Below are 14,241 nucleotides of genomic sequence, written 5' to 3' on the forward strand. Positions count from 1 at the left end.
TGAAAACGAGTAGGACGGCACACGTGATATGTTGTCTGAATATGGGGGGACCATCCTCCAAGGCTAAATACTCCTGACTGACCGATAGTGAACCAGTACCGTGAGGGAAAGGCGAAAAGAACCCCTGTGAGGGGAGTGAAATAGAACCTGAAACCGTATACGTACAAGCAGTGGGAGCCCCTTCGTGGGGTGACTGCGTACCTTTTGTATAATGGGTCAACGACTTAATTTCAGTAGCAAGGTTAAGCGAATAGCGGAGCCGTAGGGAAACCGAGTGTTAACTGCGCGCATAGTTGCTGGGATTAGACCCGAAACCCGGTGATCTAGCCATGGGCAGGTTGAAGATTGGGTAACACCAATTGGAGGACCGAACCGACTAATGTTGAAAAATTAGCGGATGACTTGTGGCTGGGGGTGAAAGGCCAATCAAACCGGGAGATAGCTGGTTCTCCTCGAAAGCTATTTAGGTAGCGCCTCGGATGAATACTAGTGGGGGTAGAGCACTGTTAAGGCTAGGGGGTCATCCCGACTTACCAACCCTTTGCAAACTCCGAATACCACTAAGTACTATCCGGGAGACACACGGCGGGTGCTAACGTCCGTCGTGGAAAGGGAAACAACCCAGACCGTCAGCTAAGGTCCCAAAGTCATAGCTAAGTGGGAAACGATGTGGGAAGGCTTAGACAGCCAGGATGTTGGCTTAGAAGCAGCCATCATTTAAAGAAAGCGTAATAGCTCACTGGTCGAGTCGGCCTGCGCGGAAGATGTAACGGGGCTAAGCTATGCACCGAAGCTACGGGTACTTAACTTTGTTAAGTGCGGTAGAGGAGCGTTCTGTAAGCCGTTGAAGGTGATTCGTAAGGGTTGCTGGAGGTATCAGAAGTGCGAATGTTGACATGAGTAACGATAAAGGGGGTGAAAAGCCCCCTCGCCGAAAGACCAAGGTTTCCTGTTCAATGTTAATCAGAGCAGGGTGAGTCGGCCCCTAAGGCGAGACTGAAAAGTGTAGTCGATGGGAAACAGGTTAATATTCCTGTACTTCGTATAATTGCGATGGGAGGACGGAGAAGGCTAGGCCAGCATGGTGATGGTTATCCATGTTTAAGGTTGTAGGCTGGACACTTAGGAAAATCCGGGTGTCTAAGGCTGAGAATTGATGACGAGTGTCTACGGACATGAAGTGGTTGATGCCCTGCTTCCAGGAAAAGTCTCTAAGCTTCAGATTATACGAAACCGTACCCCAAACCGACACAGGTGGTTGGGTAGAGAATACCAAGGCGCTTGAGAGAACTCGGGTGAAGGAACTAGGCAAAATGGTACCGTAACTTCGGGAGAAGGTACGCTCCCGACGGTGATGAGACTTGCTCTCTAAGCTGTTGGGAGTCGCAGATACCAGTTGGCTGCAACTGTTTATTAAAAACACAGCACTGTGCTAAATCGAAAGATGACGTATACGGTGTGACGCCTGCCCGGTGCCGGAAGGTTAATTGATGTGGTTAGCGCAAGCGAAGCTATTGATCGAAGCCCCGGTAAACGGCGGCCGTAACTATAACGGTCCTAAGGTAGCGAAATTCCTTGTCGGGTAAGTTCCGACCTGCACGAATGGCGTAATGATGGCCAAGCTGTCTCCACCCGAGACTCAGTGAAATTGAAATTGCCGTGAAGATGCGGTGTACCCGCGGCTAGACGGAAAGACCCCGTGAACCTTTACTACAGCTTGACACTGAACATTGACCCTACATGTGTAGGATAGGTGGGAGGCTTTGAAGCGTTGTCGCTAGATGATGTGGAGCCGACCTTGAAATACCACCCTTGTAGTGTTGATGTTCTAACGTTGGTCCCTTATCGGGATTGCGGACAGTGTCTGGTGGGTAGTTTGACTGGGGCGGTCTCCTCCCAAAGAGTAACGGAGGAGCACGAAGGTTGGCTAAGTACGGTCGGACATCGTACGGTTAGTGCAATGGCATAAGCCAGCTTAACTGCGAGACAGACACGTCGAGCAGGTACGAAAGTAGGTCATAGTGATCCGGTGGTTCTGTATGGAAGGGCCATCGCTCAACGGATAAAAGGTACTCCGGGGATAACAGGCTGATACCGCCCAAGAGTTCATATCGACGGCGGTGTTTGGCACCTCGATGTCGGCTCATCACATCCTGGGGCTGAAGTCGGTCCCAAGGGTATGGCTGTTCGCCATTTAAAGTGGTACGCGAGCTGGGTTTAGAACGTCGTGAGACAGTTCGGTCCCTATCTGCCGTGGGCGTTTGAGAATTGAAAGGAGCTGCTCCTAGTACGAGAGGACCGGAGTGGACGAACCGCTGGTGTTTGGGTTGTTATGCCAATAGCATTGCCCAGTAGCTACGTTCGGAACTGATAACCGCTGAAAGCATCTAAGCGGGAAGCAGGCCTTGAGATTAATTCTCACTAGGACTTTAAGTCCTCTGAAGGGCCGTTGGAGACTACAACGTTGATAGGCAAGGTGTGTAAGTGCTGTGAGGCATTGAGCTAACTTGTACTAATTACCCGTGAGGCTTAACCATACAACACCCAAGTGGTGTTGCTTATAGATATCTTATTTTTTAGACCAAGAGTACTTGTTATACTCGTGGGATATTGTCAGCTTTTTCGAATGTTAAAGACAACAAGTTTTTGCCTGGTGGCAATAGCGTTGTGGACCCACCTGAACCCATGTCGAACTCAGAAGTGAAACGCAACTGCGCCGATGATAGTGTGGGGTCTCCCCATGTGAAAGTAGGTCACTGCCAGGCGCCTATTCTATAAAAACCCAGCTAACGGCTGGGTTTTTAGTTCGCTGATATAGCTCAGTTGGTAGAGCGCACCCTTGGTAAGGGTGAGGTCGGCAGTTCGAATCTGCCTATCAGCACCATATTCAGAAAGGCCCGGCATTAAGCTGGGCCTTTTTGTTTTTTCGGTCTATTAAATGACCGAATTAGCGAGTTAGAAAGAAGTTACTTGACAGCTTTCTAACGATTCAAGCGAAATTAAGCTCATTTTTCACCTTTTCGAGGTGTAAATTTTGAAGGTAAGTTATTGTTTAATATGACTTTAAATGTTTAATTAAACAAATTTTAGACAATCCTACCAATTCAAAATTTAGGGTGTTATAATTTCGCGCCCTTTAATTAGGCAGCCAGAGATCTCAGCGCTAATTGTTGGGATCAGTTGTAACAAATAGCGGAGCACTGAAATGATCCAAATGCAATCTACTATGGACGTGGCGGATAATTCCGGCGCGCGCCGTGTACAGTGTATTAAGGTCCTAGGTGGTTCGCACCGCCGCTATGCACGAATTGGCGACATCATTAAAGTTACTGTAAAGGAAGCAATTCCACGCGGTAAAGTTAAGAAAGGTGACGTTATGAATGCAGTGGTAGTGCGTACTAGAAAAGGCGTACGTCGTCCTGATGGTTCTGTAATTCGTTTTGACCGCAATGCTGCGGTTATCTTGAATGCAAACAATCAGCCTATTGGTACTCGTATCTTTGGTCCTGTGACACGCGAACTGCGAAATGAGCAGTTCATGAAAATTGTGTCTCTAGCACCAGAAGTACTTTAAGGAGTCCAATAATGGCTAATAAAATCCAGAAAGGCGATGAAGTAATAGTTATTGCAGGTAAAGACAAAGGCAAACGCGGTAGCGTAACCAAAGTTTTAGCCAACGGTAAACTATTCGTTGATGGCGTGAACTTGATCAAGAAACACCAAAAGCCAAACCCTCAATTGGGTGTTGCTGGCGGTATCGTTGAGAAAGAAGCGGCCCTTGATGCATCAAACGTAGCGATGTTTAACCCTGCCACTGGCAAGGGTGATCGTATTGGTTTTCGATTTGAAGACGACAAAAAAGTTCGTGTATTCAAATCGTCTAATGAAATTGTAAAGTAACTGGAGTTAACGATGGCGAAACTGCATGACCTATATAAGGAAACTGTAACGCCTGAACTCGTAAAGGAGTTCGGTTACAAATCCATCATGCAAGTCCCTCGGATTGAGAAAATCACCCTTAACATGGGTGTGGGTGAAGCGGTTAATGACAAGAAAGTACTAGAGCACGCAATTGCCGATCTAGCAGCTATCTCAGGTCAAAAACCACTGATCACCAAAGCTCGTAAATCTGTAGCAGGCTTTAAGATCCGTGATGGATACCCAATTGGTTGTAAAGTAACTCTACGCGGTGAGCGTATGTGGGAGTTTTTAGAGCGTTTGATTTCAATCGCAATTCCTCGTGTTCGAGATTTCCGTGGTTTGAATGCTAAGTCATTCGATGGCCGTGGTAATTACAGCATGGGTGTGCGTGAGCAAATCATCTTCCCTGAAATTGACTATGACAAAGTTGATAAGGTTCGTGGTATGGATGTAACCATCACTACTACTGCCGAAACCAACGAGGAAGGCCGCGCTCTGCTGGCTGCCTTTAACTTCCCATTCCGTAAGTAAGGTAGAGTAGTTATGGCTAAACAATCAATGAAAGCTCGTGAAGCGAAGCGTACAGTTACTGTAGCTCGTTTCGCAGAAAAGCGCGCAGCGCTTAAAGCGATTATTAGCAGCGTACACAGCTCTGATGAAGAGCGTTGGGACGCAGTACTAAAATTGCAATCGTTACCTCGTGATTCAAGTCGGTCTCGTCAGCGTAACCGCTGTAACGTAACCGGCCGTCCTCATGGCTACCTACGTAAATTCGGCCTAAGCCGTATTAAATTGCGTGAAGCGATGATGCGCGGTGAGGTTCCTGGTCTTAAGAAAGCCAGTTGGTAATCCACTTAATTACGGAGTAAACGATTATGAGCATGCAAGATCCTATTGCGGATATGTTGACTCGCGTTCGCAACGGTCAATCGGCAAATAAAGTATCTGTTGTTATGCCTTCATCTAAAGTAAAAGTGGCAATTGCTAACTTGTTACAAGAAGAAGGTTACATCACAGGATACGCTGTGACTGGTGACGTGAAAAAGTCATTAGAAGTTACCCTCAAGTATTTTGAAGGTAAAAAAGTTATTGAAAAGATTGAACGTGTAAGCCGTCCAGGTCTACGCATTTATAAAGGTGCTAAAGACCTACCTAAAGTTATGGGTGGCCTTGGTGTTGCAATCATTTCTACATCTAAAGGCGTGATGACTGACCGTGCGGCGCGTAAAGCCGGCATGGGCGGTGAAATCGTCTGTTACGTAGCTTAACCGGAGGTAGGTAATATGTCTCGAGTAGCCAAGGCTCCCGTTACAATTCCTGCTGGCGTTGAAGTAACTCTCAACGGCCAAGAATTAACGGTTAAAGGTAGCAAAGGTACATTGACTCGCGTATTTAATGACGCGGTTGTTGTAACGAAAGAAGAAAACGAACTTAAGTTTGCTGTAGTTGAAGGTGCTTCAACTGCTCAAGCTGGTACAGCTCGTGCTCTAAGCAACAACATGGTTGTTGGCGTTACAGCTGGGTTTGAGAAAAAACTTACATTATTAGGTGTAGGTTACCGTGCTGCTGTTAAAGGCAACGTAGTAAACCTAACATTAGGTTTTTCTCATCCTGTAGAGTACACCTTAGCAGAAGGTGTAACAGCAGAGTGTCCATCACAGACTGAAATCGTACTGAAAGGTGCTGATAAGCAAGTCGTTGGTCAGGTAGCAGCAGATATTCGTGCGTTCCGTCCGCCAGAGCCTTACAAAGGCAAAGGTGTTCGTTACTCAGATGAAAATGTCCGCCGTAAAGAGGCTAAGAAGAAGTAGGTTAACACTATGGATAAGAAAATTGCTCGTCTGCGTCGTGCAACACGCACTCGCAAAGCTATGCAAGAGTTGGGTAAAACCCGCCTGGTGATTCACCGTACTCCGCGCCATATTTACGCGCAGGTGATTGCACCTGATGCAACGGTTCTTGCCACAGCATCAACAGTAGATAAAGCCGTTTCTGAAGGGCTTGAAAGTTTAAGTAACGTAGCTGCCGCTACAGCCGTAGGTAAAGCAATTGCTGAGCGTGCTGCTGAAAAAGGTATTACGTCTGTAGCTTTCGATCGTTCAGGCTTTAAGTATCACGGCCGCGTTGCTGCGCTTGCAGAAGCTGCACGTGAAGCTGGTCTTCAGTTCTAAGGAGTGAGTCATGTCTAAATTTGAAGCACAAGCCGGTAGTGATCTGAATGAAAAGCTTATCGCTGTAAACCGTGTGTCAAAAGTAGTTAAAGGTGGTCGTATCTTCAGTTTCACTGCTCTAACAGTAGTGGGTGACGGTAACGGTCGCGTAGGGTTTGGTTATGGTAAAGCACGTGAAGTTCCTGCTGCTATTCAAAAAGCAATGGAAAAAGCGCGTCGTAACCTTACTAGTGTACAGCTGAGAGGCACTACACTGCAGCATCCTATTAAGGGTCGCCACTCTGGGTCGCGTGTTTACATGCAACCTGCATCAGAGGGTACTGGTATTATTGCCGGTGGTGCGATGCGTGCTGTTCTAGAAGTTGCTGGTGTGCAGAACGTATTGTCTAAGGCATACGGTTCTACTAACCCAATCAACATTGTTCGCGCTACTATCGACGCTCTTGAGAATATGCATTCTCCACAAGACGTTGCTGCGAAGCGTGGCCTAAGCGTCCAAGAAATTCTGGGGTAATAAGCCATGTCGAACAAAATTAAAGTAACACAGACTAAAAGCAGTATTGGGCGTTTGCCTAAGCACCGCGCAACCTTAACGGGTTTAGGTCTTCGTCGCATTAACCATACTGTAGAATTAGAGGATACTCCTTGTGTTCGCGGTATGATTAATAAAGTTTATTACATGGTTAAGGTTGAGGGAGAATAATCATGCGTTTGAATACTCTTTCTCCAGCAGCTGGCTCAAAGCCAGCCGCTAAACGTGTAGGACGTGGTATTGGTTCTGGTTTGGGTAAAACTGGTGGTCGCGGACACAAAGGTCAGAAGTCTCGTTCTGGCGGTAGTGTTCGTCCAGGTTTCGAAGGCGGTCAAATGCCTTTGAAACAACGTTTGCCTAAATTTGGTTTTACTTCACGTAAATCAATGGTAACTGCTGAAGTTCGTACTAGCGAGCTAGCTAAAGTTACTGCTGACGTGGTAGATTTGGACGCTTTGAAAGCTGCTGGTCTTATTACTCGCAACATTAAGTTTGCAAAAGTAGTATTATCTGGCGAAGTAAAAGCACCAGTTACCTTACGTGGCCTGCGTGTAACTAAAGGCGCACTGGCAGCTATTGAAGCTGCTGGCGGTAAAATCGAGGAATAAGTACAAAACATGGCTAAGAATCCAGGAACAGCATCAGCAAGTGCACAAGGCGGCTTAAGCGAGCTTAAGAGTCGTTTACTATTTGTGCTTGGGGCCATTATTGTGTTCCGAGCGGGCTCCTTTGTGCCGTTACCTGGGATTGATGCCGCTGTACTGGCCGCGTTGTTTGACCAGCAAAAGGGTACCATTCTGGAAATGTTTAACATGTTTTCAGGTGGTGCACTTTCACGTGCTTCTATATTTGCGTTAGGTATCATGCCGTATATTTCGGCATCGATTATTATCCAGTTATTGACAGTTGTTCACCCAACCCTTGCTGAACTTAAAAAGGAAGGCGAGTCGGGTAGACGTAAGATTAGTCAATACACGCGTTATAGCACACTGGTTTTAGCAACATTTCAAGCTATAGGTATTGCTACTGGCTTACCTAATATGATGGCTGGTCTGGTGATTAACCCAGGTCTTCCATTCTATTTCACTGCGGTGGTTAGCTTGGTAACAGGAACAATGTTCCTGATGTGGTTAGGTGAGCAAATTACTGAACGCGGTATCGGCAACGGGATTTCGATCCTAATCTTTGCTGGTATTGTGGCAGGATTGCCTTCTGCAATCGGTCAGACGGCTGAGCAGGCGCGTCAAGGAGAGTTGCACTTATTGTTACTCTTGTTCATCGTTGCTCTTGTATTTGCGGTGACCTTCTTTGTGGTATTTGTAGAACGTGGACAACGTCGTATCGTTGTTAACTACGCAAAACGCCAACAAGGTCGCAAAGTGTTTGCTGCGCAAAGTACACATTTACCACTTAAGGTGAACATGGCCGGGGTTATCCCAGCAATTTTCGCTTCAAGTATTATTCTGTTCCCTGGTACATTGGCACAGTGGTTTGGTCAAACTGAAGGTTTATCTTTCTTATCTGACCTGTCATTGACGCTACAACCTGGGCAACCGTTATATGTGTTCTTATATGCAGCTGCTATCATCTTCTTTTGTTTCTTCTATACTGCGTTGGTGTTTAACCCTCGCGAAACAGCAGACAACTTGAAGAAGAGTGGTGCATTCATCCCGGGTATCCGCCCTGGTGAACAAACCTCGCGATACATCGACAAGGTGATGACTCGTTTAACCCTAGCTGGTGCTTTGTACATCACGTTTGTATGTTTAATTCCTGAGTTTATGATGATCGGAATGAACGTTCAGTTCTACTTCGGTGGTACTTCGCTACTTATTGTAGTGGTGGTTATCATGGACTTTATGGCTCAGGTTCAAACCCATTTGATGTCTCATCAATATGGTTCGGCCCTGAAAAAAGCTAATCTTAAAGGTTACGGCCGTTAGGTCGCCCTTGAGATTGGTCTTTAACTTTTACGGAGATAGCAATGAAAGTACGTGCATCCGTTAAGAAAATCTGCCGTAACTGTAAAGTTATCAAGCGCAACGGTGTTGTGCGAGTAATTTGCAGTGAGCCAAAGCATAAACAGCGCCAAGGCTAGTTAGTAGATTTCAAGACAATATTATTTGCAATGTGGTCATCTGTTGAGTATCCTTACGGGCTTTTCACAGATGGCCTTCGTTTTAACACGAAAATTATAGGAGTGTGCCAATGGCCCGTATAGCCGGCATTAACATTCCTGATCAGAAGCATGCAGTTATCGCTTTAACTGCAATCTTCGGTATTGGCTTAACCCGCTCACAACAGATTTGTGCGGCAGCTGGTATTGCAGAAGATGTAAAGATCAGAGAATTAGACGAAACACAAATTGACAAACTTCGTGACGAAGTAGCTAAATTCACCGTTGAAGGTGATCTACGCCGTGAAGTTTCTATGAACATTAAGCGTCTGATGGACCTCGGTTGTTACCGTGGACTTCGTCACCGTCGCAGTTTGCCCCTTCGCGGTCAGCGCACTAAAACAAATGCGCGCACCCGTAAAGGTCCTCGCAAACCTATTAAGAAATAAGGGGTGAGTGACAATGGCTAAAACTCCGACTCGCGCACGTAAGCGCGTAAAAAAACAAGTTGCTGATGGCATGGCTCATATCCATGCTTCTTTCAACAATACTATCGTGACTATCACTGATCGTCAGGGCAACGCGTTATCTTGGGCTACCGCAGGTGGTTCAGGTTTCCGTGGTTCACGTAAGTCTACCCCGTTCGCTGCACAGGTTGCTGCTGAACGTGCTGCTGAAGCAGCTAAAGACTACGGCCTTAAAAACGTAGAAGTGTTTGTAAACGGCCCAGGTCCTGGTCGTGAGTCTTCAATCCGTGCATTACATGCTGCGGGTTTCCGTGTGACTAACATCACCGACGTGACTCCGATTCCACACAATGGTTGTCGTCCACCAAAGAAACGCCGCGTGTAGTTTCTGGATAGATTGGAGAAAGAAAAATGGCAAGATATTTAGGTCCAAAGCTTAAACTTAGCCGTCGTGAAGGTACCGATCTTTTCTTGAAAAGTGGTGTTCGCGCGATCGACACAAAGTGTAAGCTGGATACAGCACCTGGACAACATGGTGCACGTAAAGCGCGTCTTTCAGACTACGGTTTACAGCTTCGTGAGAAGCAAAAAGTTCGTCGTTTATACGGCATTCTTGAAAAGCAATTCCGCAACTACTACAAAGCTGCTGCTCGCCTTAAAGGCAACACCGGTGAGAACTTGTTGCAATTGTTAGAGAGTCGTTTAGATAACGTTGTTTACCGTATGGGCTTTGGTGCTACTCGCGCTGAATCTCGTCAACTAGTTAGCCACAAAGCTATCTTAGTTAACGGTCAAGTGGTTAATATTCCTTCTTACAAGGTATTACCTGAAGACGTTATCAGTGTTCGCGAAAAATCTAAGAAGCAAGCGCGTATCGTTGCATCATTAGAAATCGCTGGGCAACGTGAAGCGGCATCGTGGGTAGAAGTAGACGCAACTAAGATGGAAGGTGCTTTTAAACGCCTACCTGAGCGCGCTGACTTGTCTGCGGAAATTAACGAACAGCTGATCGTCGAACTTTACTCTAAGTAAAGTTGAATTATAGAGAGGACACAATGCAGGGTTCTGTAACAGAGTTTCTAAAACCAAGGCTAGTTGAGATCGAACAAGTTAGCCCAACTCGTGCAAAGGTTACGCTTGAGCCATTAGAGCGTGGTTTTGGCCATACTTTAGGTAATGCTCTTCGTCGTATTCTTTTATCTTCTATGCCTGGATGTGCGGTAACTGAAGTTGAAATCGACGGCGTGCTGCATGAGTACAGCAGTAAGGAAGGCGTACAAGAGGATATCTTGGAAATCTTGCTTAACCTTAAAGGTATTGCTGTAAAGTTAGAAGGCAAAGACGAAGTTACTCTTAGTCTTGCCAAGTCTGGAGCAGGTCCTGTGGTTGCAGGCGACATTCAGCACGACGCTGATGTCGAAATCACTAATCCTGAGCACGTTATTTGTCACTTGAGCAGCAACGCTGAAATCAGCATGCGAATCAAGGTAGAACGTGGTCGCGGTTACGTACCAGCTTCAGTTCGGGTTCATTCTGAAGATGAAGAGCGTCCTATCGGTCGTTTGCTTGTAGATTCGGCTTACAGCCCAGTTGAGCGTATTGCTTACACTGTGGAAGCTGCCCGTGTTGAGCAACGTACTGACTTGGACAAATTGGTTATCGATATGGAAACCAATGGTACTCTTGATCCAGAAGAAGCTATCCGCCGCAGTGCAACAATTCTTGCAGAGCAGTTGGATGCCTTCGTTGACTTACGTGATGTAAGTGAGCCTGAAGAGAAAGAAGAGAAGCCAGAGTTTGATCCAATCCTGCTTCGTCCTGTCGATGATCTAGAGTTGACAGTTCGCTCTGCTAACTGTTTGAAGGCAGAAGCGATTCATTACATTGGTGACTTGGTACAGCGTACCGAAGTTGAGCTACTTAAAACACCTAACTTAGGTAAGAAGTCGCTTACAGAAATCAAAGATGTTCTAGCATCACGTGGTCTGTCTCTAGGTATGCGCCTAGAAAACTGGCCGCCAGCTAGTATCGCTGATAAGTAAAGTCACTAGTTTTAACGTCTTATTATAGAAGGATAAGGTCATGCGCCATCGTCAGAGTGGTCGTCAATTGAACCGAAATAGTAGCCATCGTCAGGCTATGTTCCGGAATATGGCCAGTTCATTGGTTCGCCATGAAGTTATCAAGACAACATTGCCTAAAGCCAAAGAGCTTCGTCGTGTTGTTGAGCCATTAATTACATTGGCTAAAAATGACAGTGTAGCTAACCGTCGTCTTGCTTTTGCTCGTACTCGCGATGCAGAAGTAGTTGGCAAGCTATTCGCTGAAATTGGCCCACGATTCAAAGAACGTGCAGGCGGTTATACTCGCATTTTAAAATGTGGTTTCCGTGCTGGCGACAATGCCCCTATGGCATACATTGAGTTGTTGGACCGTCCAGAAGTTGAAGAAGTTGCTGAAGAAGCGGCTGAGTAAACTCGGACACCAAGCTTAAAAAGCCGGACTTAGGTCCGGCTTTTTTTTTACCTAAAATTTGCTAGCAACAATATAGTAAAGGTCGTTAAGCTCCATTGCTCAACGCTCAACGCTCAACGCTCAACGCTCAACGCTCAACGCTCAACGCTCAACGCTCAACGCTCAACGTTCAACGCTCAACGTCACCTATAAGCGTTTATTGTGGTCGAAGTAGTAGGATATTCGAGCTCTAGGGTTTAAATACTCAAAAATGGCTTCTGGTAGCGCGCTTGGTTTTAACGCCTTTTCTATGGTTAGGCCTGCCGCCTCTAAATCTATGATTGGCGCTTCGGTACGTGGGATATTTGGGTCGTAAACCTGCACTGTAGGAAATAGTAGGCGTTCTGAGTTAACCGACATGACTAAGCCGATTTGTCCTGAACTCAATTGCACTACACTGCCTGGAGGATAGATCCCCAATAGCCTAATTAAGATCCCCAAGTCTGCCGTGTTTAGTTGTTGTTTACGCTGCTTATACAAGTAGGCGATTACGGTAAACGGTATCCGCGATAAGCGAGGGTCTCTAGGGTGGCAAAGGCTGTCGTATTCGTTTACTACGGCAATGAGCTGAGATAAACGGTCGATTTCATCCCCTTTCAGTTTCTGAGGATAGCCGCTACCGTCTAAGTATTCGTGGTGCTGTTGTGCAATTAATTTTACTTGGGGAGGGATAGTCTCCGAGAGTTTAAGAAAGTCTGCACCATACTTAGTATGCATTTTTAATAGGTTAGCTTCTTGCGGGGTGAGCTTTCCTGACTTACGCAAAATTTTGTCAGGAATCTTCATTTTTCCAACATCATGGAATAAACCCGCAATGCCCAGTACCTTAATATCCCGCTCAGAAAAACCGGCAGCTTTTGCCAGCATCATGGCTAAAATAGACACATTCAAACTGTGATAATAGAAGCTATCGGCATCTTTGCTGTCGTTCATTAAGTGGAGAACCACATTTTCACCTGATAGCAAATCATCCGCTAGATTGTTGATGAGAGTGGTGGCATCTTCAACGGCGTTTAGTGGCCTGCTTTTTAGCTTTGACATTACCGCCCGCACTTGAGACATAGAGCGGTCAAACTCTTTTTCTACCTTTTGTAGGTTACGGCGGTAGTTTTTCAGTTCTTCAATTCGCGCGCGTTTTTCTTCCCATAGGGCTTTCTCTGCCTTTTGTGAAACATCTTTGTCAGTGGGAGCGGTTTTGGCGCCATCTTCAATCACGGGGAGTGGGGGCGCGGTACTTTTTTCAGGCACAACGATGACATGCTTTAGCCCCAAATTTCGAATAACCTCAATTTGATCTTGGCTTTTAATCTTAAAGCTTGTGAACATAAACGGGTGTTCTCCCCACTTTACGGGAAGTTTTACAAACACACCTGTCTGTAAGCGTTCAACGCTGAGCTTAATTTCTGCCATGTGCCTTTATAAGATTATTTATTCAGCCTGCATTATGAATAACTATTGGCATAAAATCAGCAGCTTTTAACAAGTTCTAGACATACAGTGTGAACTAACTAAAATAGGCCTCTAGATGTCTAGACATACGTTGCATGTTGTTCGCAAGGAAACTCTTATGCCAATTTGTATCCCTGACCAGTTACCAGCCGCTGAAGTACTGCGTAATGAAAACATATTTATTATGCCAGAGAGTCGCGCTGCTCATCAGGATATACGGCCTTTAGAAGTCGTATTGCTTAATTTAATGCCAAAAAAAATTGAGACCGAAAACCAAATTTTGCGGCTACTGTCTAATTCGCCGCTGCAAGTTAATGTCAGCTTACTGCGAATCAACCATCGCGTGTCTAAAAACACGCCACAGGAGCATATCGATAAATTTTATCGAGATTTTGACAAACTTCGTGAGCGTAACTTTGATGGCTTGGTGATCACCGGCGCACCCTTAGGGCAAGTACCATTTGAAGAGGTGTACTATTGGGACCAAGTCAAAGAGATTATCGATTGGTCGACAACCCATGTTACCTCAACGCTGTATTTATGTTGGGCAGCCCAAGCAGCGTTATATCACTTGTATGGCCTCAACAAACAAACCCGTGATAAAAAACTCTCTGGCGTTTATTGGCATCAAACTAAACATAAACATAATCCTTTGGTGCGAGGTTTTGATGACGCCTTTTTAGCACCTCTGTCTCGTTTCGCACATTTTGACTCCAATTTAATCACTGAAGAAACCGATTTGAAGGTGTTAGCCGATAGTCCCGATGCGGGCAGCTATTTATTTGCCAGTGAAGACTTTAGACAAGTGTTTATCACCGGACATCCAGAATATGCCGCCGATACCCTACATAATGAGTATCTTAGAGACTCACAAGAAGGCTTAAGCCCTAAACTACCGGAAAATTATTATCCGCAGGACGATTGTAATAAGCCGCCCTGTGCAACCTGGCGCAGCCATGGCCATTTACTTTATAACAACTGGCTAAACTACTGTGTGTACCAAATTACCCCATACAATTTGGAAGAGTTAAAACCAAAGTCCGATAATATCTTGAAATAATTTCATATAAC

The 14,241-nt window shown here is 45.7% G+C and carries 19 protein-coding genes, 1 tRNA gene and 2 rRNA genes (1 of these 22 cut by a window edge); 21 read left to right on the forward strand and 1 reads right to left on the reverse strand.

Annotated elements, in window-relative coordinates:
* The 20 genes from ACVFI8_RS12605 to rplQ all read left to right on the forward strand — a co-directional run.
* A 23S ribosomal RNA gene (locus ACVFI8_RS12605) occupies positions 1 to 2,537 on the forward strand (it extends 352 nt beyond the left edge of the window).
* 112 nt (positions 2,538 to 2,649) lie between these two features.
* Positions 2,650 to 2,765: ribosomal RNA gene (gene rrf / locus ACVFI8_RS12610) — 5S ribosomal RNA — on the forward strand.
* 43 nt (positions 2,766 to 2,808) lie between these two features.
* Positions 2,809 to 2,884, forward strand: a tRNA-Thr gene (locus ACVFI8_RS12615).
* Positions 2,885 to 3,205: 321 nt separating this feature from the next.
* Positions 3,206 to 3,574, forward strand: coding sequence for a 50S ribosomal protein L14 (gene rplN, locus ACVFI8_RS12620; RefSeq protein ID WP_137673757.1), 369 nt, complete (start codon positions 3,206 to 3,208; stop codon positions 3,572 to 3,574).
* Positions 3,575 to 3,585: 11 nt separating this feature from the next.
* The gene (gene rplX / locus ACVFI8_RS12625; RefSeq protein ID WP_248713130.1) at positions 3,586 to 3,900 is read left to right on the forward strand and encodes a 50S ribosomal protein L24; all 315 of its coding nucleotides are present in this window, start codon (positions 3,586 to 3,588) and stop codon (positions 3,898 to 3,900) included.
* Between the two features lie 12 nt (positions 3,901 to 3,912).
* Positions 3,913 to 4,452 carry a 50S ribosomal protein L5 gene (gene rplE / locus ACVFI8_RS12630; RefSeq protein WP_248713129.1) on the forward strand — a complete coding sequence of 180 codons (540 nt, stop codon included), beginning with the start codon at positions 3,913 to 3,915 and terminating at the stop codon, positions 4,450 to 4,452.
* A 12-nt stretch (positions 4,453 to 4,464) separates the two neighbouring features.
* Positions 4,465 to 4,770 carry a 30S ribosomal protein S14 gene (gene rpsN, locus ACVFI8_RS12635; RefSeq protein WP_248713128.1) on the forward strand — a complete coding sequence of 102 codons (306 nt, stop codon included), beginning with the start codon at positions 4,465 to 4,467 and terminating at the stop codon, positions 4,768 to 4,770.
* 26 nt (positions 4,771 to 4,796) lie between these two features.
* Complete coding sequence (gene rpsH / locus ACVFI8_RS12640; RefSeq protein WP_137673761.1) at positions 4,797 to 5,189, forward strand: 30S ribosomal protein S8; 393 nt, start codon at positions 4,797 to 4,799, stop codon at positions 5,187 to 5,189.
* A 15-nt stretch (positions 5,190 to 5,204) separates the two neighbouring features.
* Complete coding sequence (gene rplF / locus ACVFI8_RS12645; RefSeq protein ID WP_248713127.1) at positions 5,205 to 5,732, forward strand: 50S ribosomal protein L6; 528 nt, start codon at positions 5,205 to 5,207, stop codon at positions 5,730 to 5,732.
* Between the two features lie 9 nt (positions 5,733 to 5,741).
* Complete coding sequence (gene rplR, locus ACVFI8_RS12650; RefSeq protein WP_248713126.1) at positions 5,742 to 6,092, forward strand: 50S ribosomal protein L18; 351 nt, start codon at positions 5,742 to 5,744, stop codon at positions 6,090 to 6,092.
* Positions 6,093 to 6,102: 10 nt separating this feature from the next.
* Positions 6,103 to 6,606: a 30S ribosomal protein S5 gene (rpsE, locus tag ACVFI8_RS12655; protein ID WP_016402136.1), complete on the forward strand. Its 504-nt coding sequence runs from the start codon at positions 6,103 to 6,105 to the stop codon at positions 6,604 to 6,606.
* Between the two features lie 6 nt (positions 6,607 to 6,612).
* The gene (gene rpmD, locus ACVFI8_RS12660) at positions 6,613 to 6,795 is read left to right on the forward strand and encodes a 50S ribosomal protein L30 (protein WP_457871514.1); all 183 of its coding nucleotides are present in this window, start codon (positions 6,613 to 6,615) and stop codon (positions 6,793 to 6,795) included.
* A gap of 2 nt (positions 6,796 to 6,797) precedes the next feature.
* Entirely contained in the window at positions 6,798 to 7,232 is a 435-nt protein-coding gene (gene rplO / locus ACVFI8_RS12665; protein ID WP_248713124.1) for a 50S ribosomal protein L15, read from the forward strand.
* A gap of 9 nt (positions 7,233 to 7,241) precedes the next feature.
* Positions 7,242 to 8,567, forward strand: coding sequence for a preprotein translocase subunit SecY (gene secY / locus ACVFI8_RS12670; RefSeq protein ID WP_248713123.1), 1,326 nt, complete (start codon positions 7,242 to 7,244; stop codon positions 8,565 to 8,567).
* Positions 8,568 to 8,608: 41 nt separating this feature from the next.
* Positions 8,609 to 8,722: a 50S ribosomal protein L36 gene (rpmJ, locus tag ACVFI8_RS12675; RefSeq protein WP_000868186.1), complete on the forward strand. Its 114-nt coding sequence runs from the start codon at positions 8,609 to 8,611 to the stop codon at positions 8,720 to 8,722.
* 110 nt (positions 8,723 to 8,832) lie between these two features.
* Complete coding sequence (rpsM, locus tag ACVFI8_RS12680) at positions 8,833 to 9,189, forward strand: 30S ribosomal protein S13 (protein ID WP_055733904.1); 357 nt, start codon at positions 8,833 to 8,835, stop codon at positions 9,187 to 9,189.
* Between the two features lie 13 nt (positions 9,190 to 9,202).
* Positions 9,203 to 9,592 carry a 30S ribosomal protein S11 gene (gene rpsK, locus ACVFI8_RS12685; protein ID WP_016402131.1) on the forward strand — a complete coding sequence of 130 codons (390 nt, stop codon included), beginning with the start codon at positions 9,203 to 9,205 and terminating at the stop codon, positions 9,590 to 9,592.
* Positions 9,593 to 9,618: 26 nt separating this feature from the next.
* Positions 9,619 to 10,239, forward strand: coding sequence for a 30S ribosomal protein S4 (gene rpsD / locus ACVFI8_RS12690; protein ID WP_248713122.1), 621 nt, complete (start codon positions 9,619 to 9,621; stop codon positions 10,237 to 10,239).
* Positions 10,240 to 10,262: 23 nt separating this feature from the next.
* Positions 10,263 to 11,249 (forward strand): DNA-directed RNA polymerase subunit alpha, encoded by a 987-nt coding sequence (locus ACVFI8_RS12695; RefSeq protein WP_248713121.1) that lies wholly within the window; start codon positions 10,263 to 10,265, stop codon positions 11,247 to 11,249.
* Positions 11,250 to 11,289: 40 nt separating this feature from the next.
* Entirely contained in the window at positions 11,290 to 11,682 is a 393-nt protein-coding gene (gene rplQ, locus ACVFI8_RS12700) for a 50S ribosomal protein L17 (protein ID WP_221075767.1), read from the forward strand.
* Positions 11,683 to 11,868: 186 nt separating this feature from the next.
* On the opposite strand, the gene ACVFI8_RS12705 is transcribed toward rplQ, so the two are convergent.
* Positions 11,869 to 13,131 carry an HD-GYP domain-containing protein gene (locus ACVFI8_RS12705; protein ID WP_457871515.1) on the reverse strand — a complete coding sequence of 421 codons (1,263 nt, stop codon included), beginning with the start codon at positions 13,129 to 13,131 and terminating at the stop codon, positions 11,869 to 11,871.
* Positions 13,132 to 13,288: 157 nt separating this feature from the next.
* Between ACVFI8_RS12705 and metA the strand changes: the two genes are divergently transcribed.
* The gene (gene metA, locus ACVFI8_RS12710) at positions 13,289 to 14,230 is read left to right on the forward strand and encodes a homoserine O-acetyltransferase MetA (protein ID WP_248713119.1); all 942 of its coding nucleotides are present in this window, start codon (positions 13,289 to 13,291) and stop codon (positions 14,228 to 14,230) included.
* Positions 14,231 to 14,241 lie beyond the last annotated feature (11 nt).

This window comes from Agarivorans sp. MS3-6, from assembly GCF_054112545.1.

Excerpts from the sequence above, each read along its gene's own strand:
- rplN (WP_137673757.1), top strand. The coding sequence starts at position 3,206 with ATGATCCAAATGCAATCTACTATGGACGTGGCGGATAATTCCGGCGCG.
- rplX (WP_248713130.1), top strand. The coding sequence starts at position 3,586 with ATGGCTAATAAAATCCAGAAAGGCGATGAAGTAATAGTTATTGCAGGT.
- rplE (WP_248713129.1), top strand. The coding sequence starts at position 3,913 with ATGGCGAAACTGCATGACCTATATAAGGAAACTGTAACGCCTGAACTC.
- rpsN (WP_248713128.1), top strand. The coding sequence starts at position 4,465 with ATGGCTAAACAATCAATGAAAGCTCGTGAAGCGAAGCGTACAGTTACT.
- rpsH (WP_137673761.1), top strand. The coding sequence starts at position 4,797 with ATGAGCATGCAAGATCCTATTGCGGATATGTTGACTCGCGTTCGCAAC.
- rplF (WP_248713127.1), top strand. The coding sequence starts at position 5,205 with ATGTCTCGAGTAGCCAAGGCTCCCGTTACAATTCCTGCTGGCGTTGAA.
- rplR (WP_248713126.1), top strand. The coding sequence starts at position 5,742 with ATGGATAAGAAAATTGCTCGTCTGCGTCGTGCAACACGCACTCGCAAA.
- rpsE (WP_016402136.1), top strand. The coding sequence starts at position 6,103 with ATGTCTAAATTTGAAGCACAAGCCGGTAGTGATCTGAATGAAAAGCTT.
- rpmD (WP_457871514.1), top strand. The coding sequence starts at position 6,613 with ATGTCGAACAAAATTAAAGTAACACAGACTAAAAGCAGTATTGGGCGT.
- rplO (WP_248713124.1), top strand. The coding sequence starts at position 6,798 with ATGCGTTTGAATACTCTTTCTCCAGCAGCTGGCTCAAAGCCAGCCGCT.
- secY (WP_248713123.1), top strand. The coding sequence starts at position 7,242 with ATGGCTAAGAATCCAGGAACAGCATCAGCAAGTGCACAAGGCGGCTTA.
- rpmJ (WP_000868186.1), top strand. The coding sequence starts at position 8,609 with ATGAAAGTACGTGCATCCGTTAAGAAAATCTGCCGTAACTGTAAAGTT.
- rpsM (WP_055733904.1), top strand. The coding sequence starts at position 8,833 with ATGGCCCGTATAGCCGGCATTAACATTCCTGATCAGAAGCATGCAGTT.
- rpsK (WP_016402131.1), top strand. The coding sequence starts at position 9,203 with ATGGCTAAAACTCCGACTCGCGCACGTAAGCGCGTAAAAAAACAAGTT.
- rpsD (WP_248713122.1), top strand. The coding sequence starts at position 9,619 with ATGGCAAGATATTTAGGTCCAAAGCTTAAACTTAGCCGTCGTGAAGGT.
- ACVFI8_RS12695 (WP_248713121.1), top strand. The coding sequence starts at position 10,263 with ATGCAGGGTTCTGTAACAGAGTTTCTAAAACCAAGGCTAGTTGAGATC.
- rplQ (WP_221075767.1), top strand. The coding sequence starts at position 11,290 with ATGCGCCATCGTCAGAGTGGTCGTCAATTGAACCGAAATAGTAGCCAT.
- ACVFI8_RS12705 (WP_457871515.1), bottom strand. The coding sequence starts at position 13,131 with ATGGCAGAAATTAAGCTCAGCGTTGAACGCTTACAGACAGGTGTGTTT.
- metA (WP_248713119.1), top strand. The coding sequence starts at position 13,289 with ATGCCAATTTGTATCCCTGACCAGTTACCAGCCGCTGAAGTACTGCGT.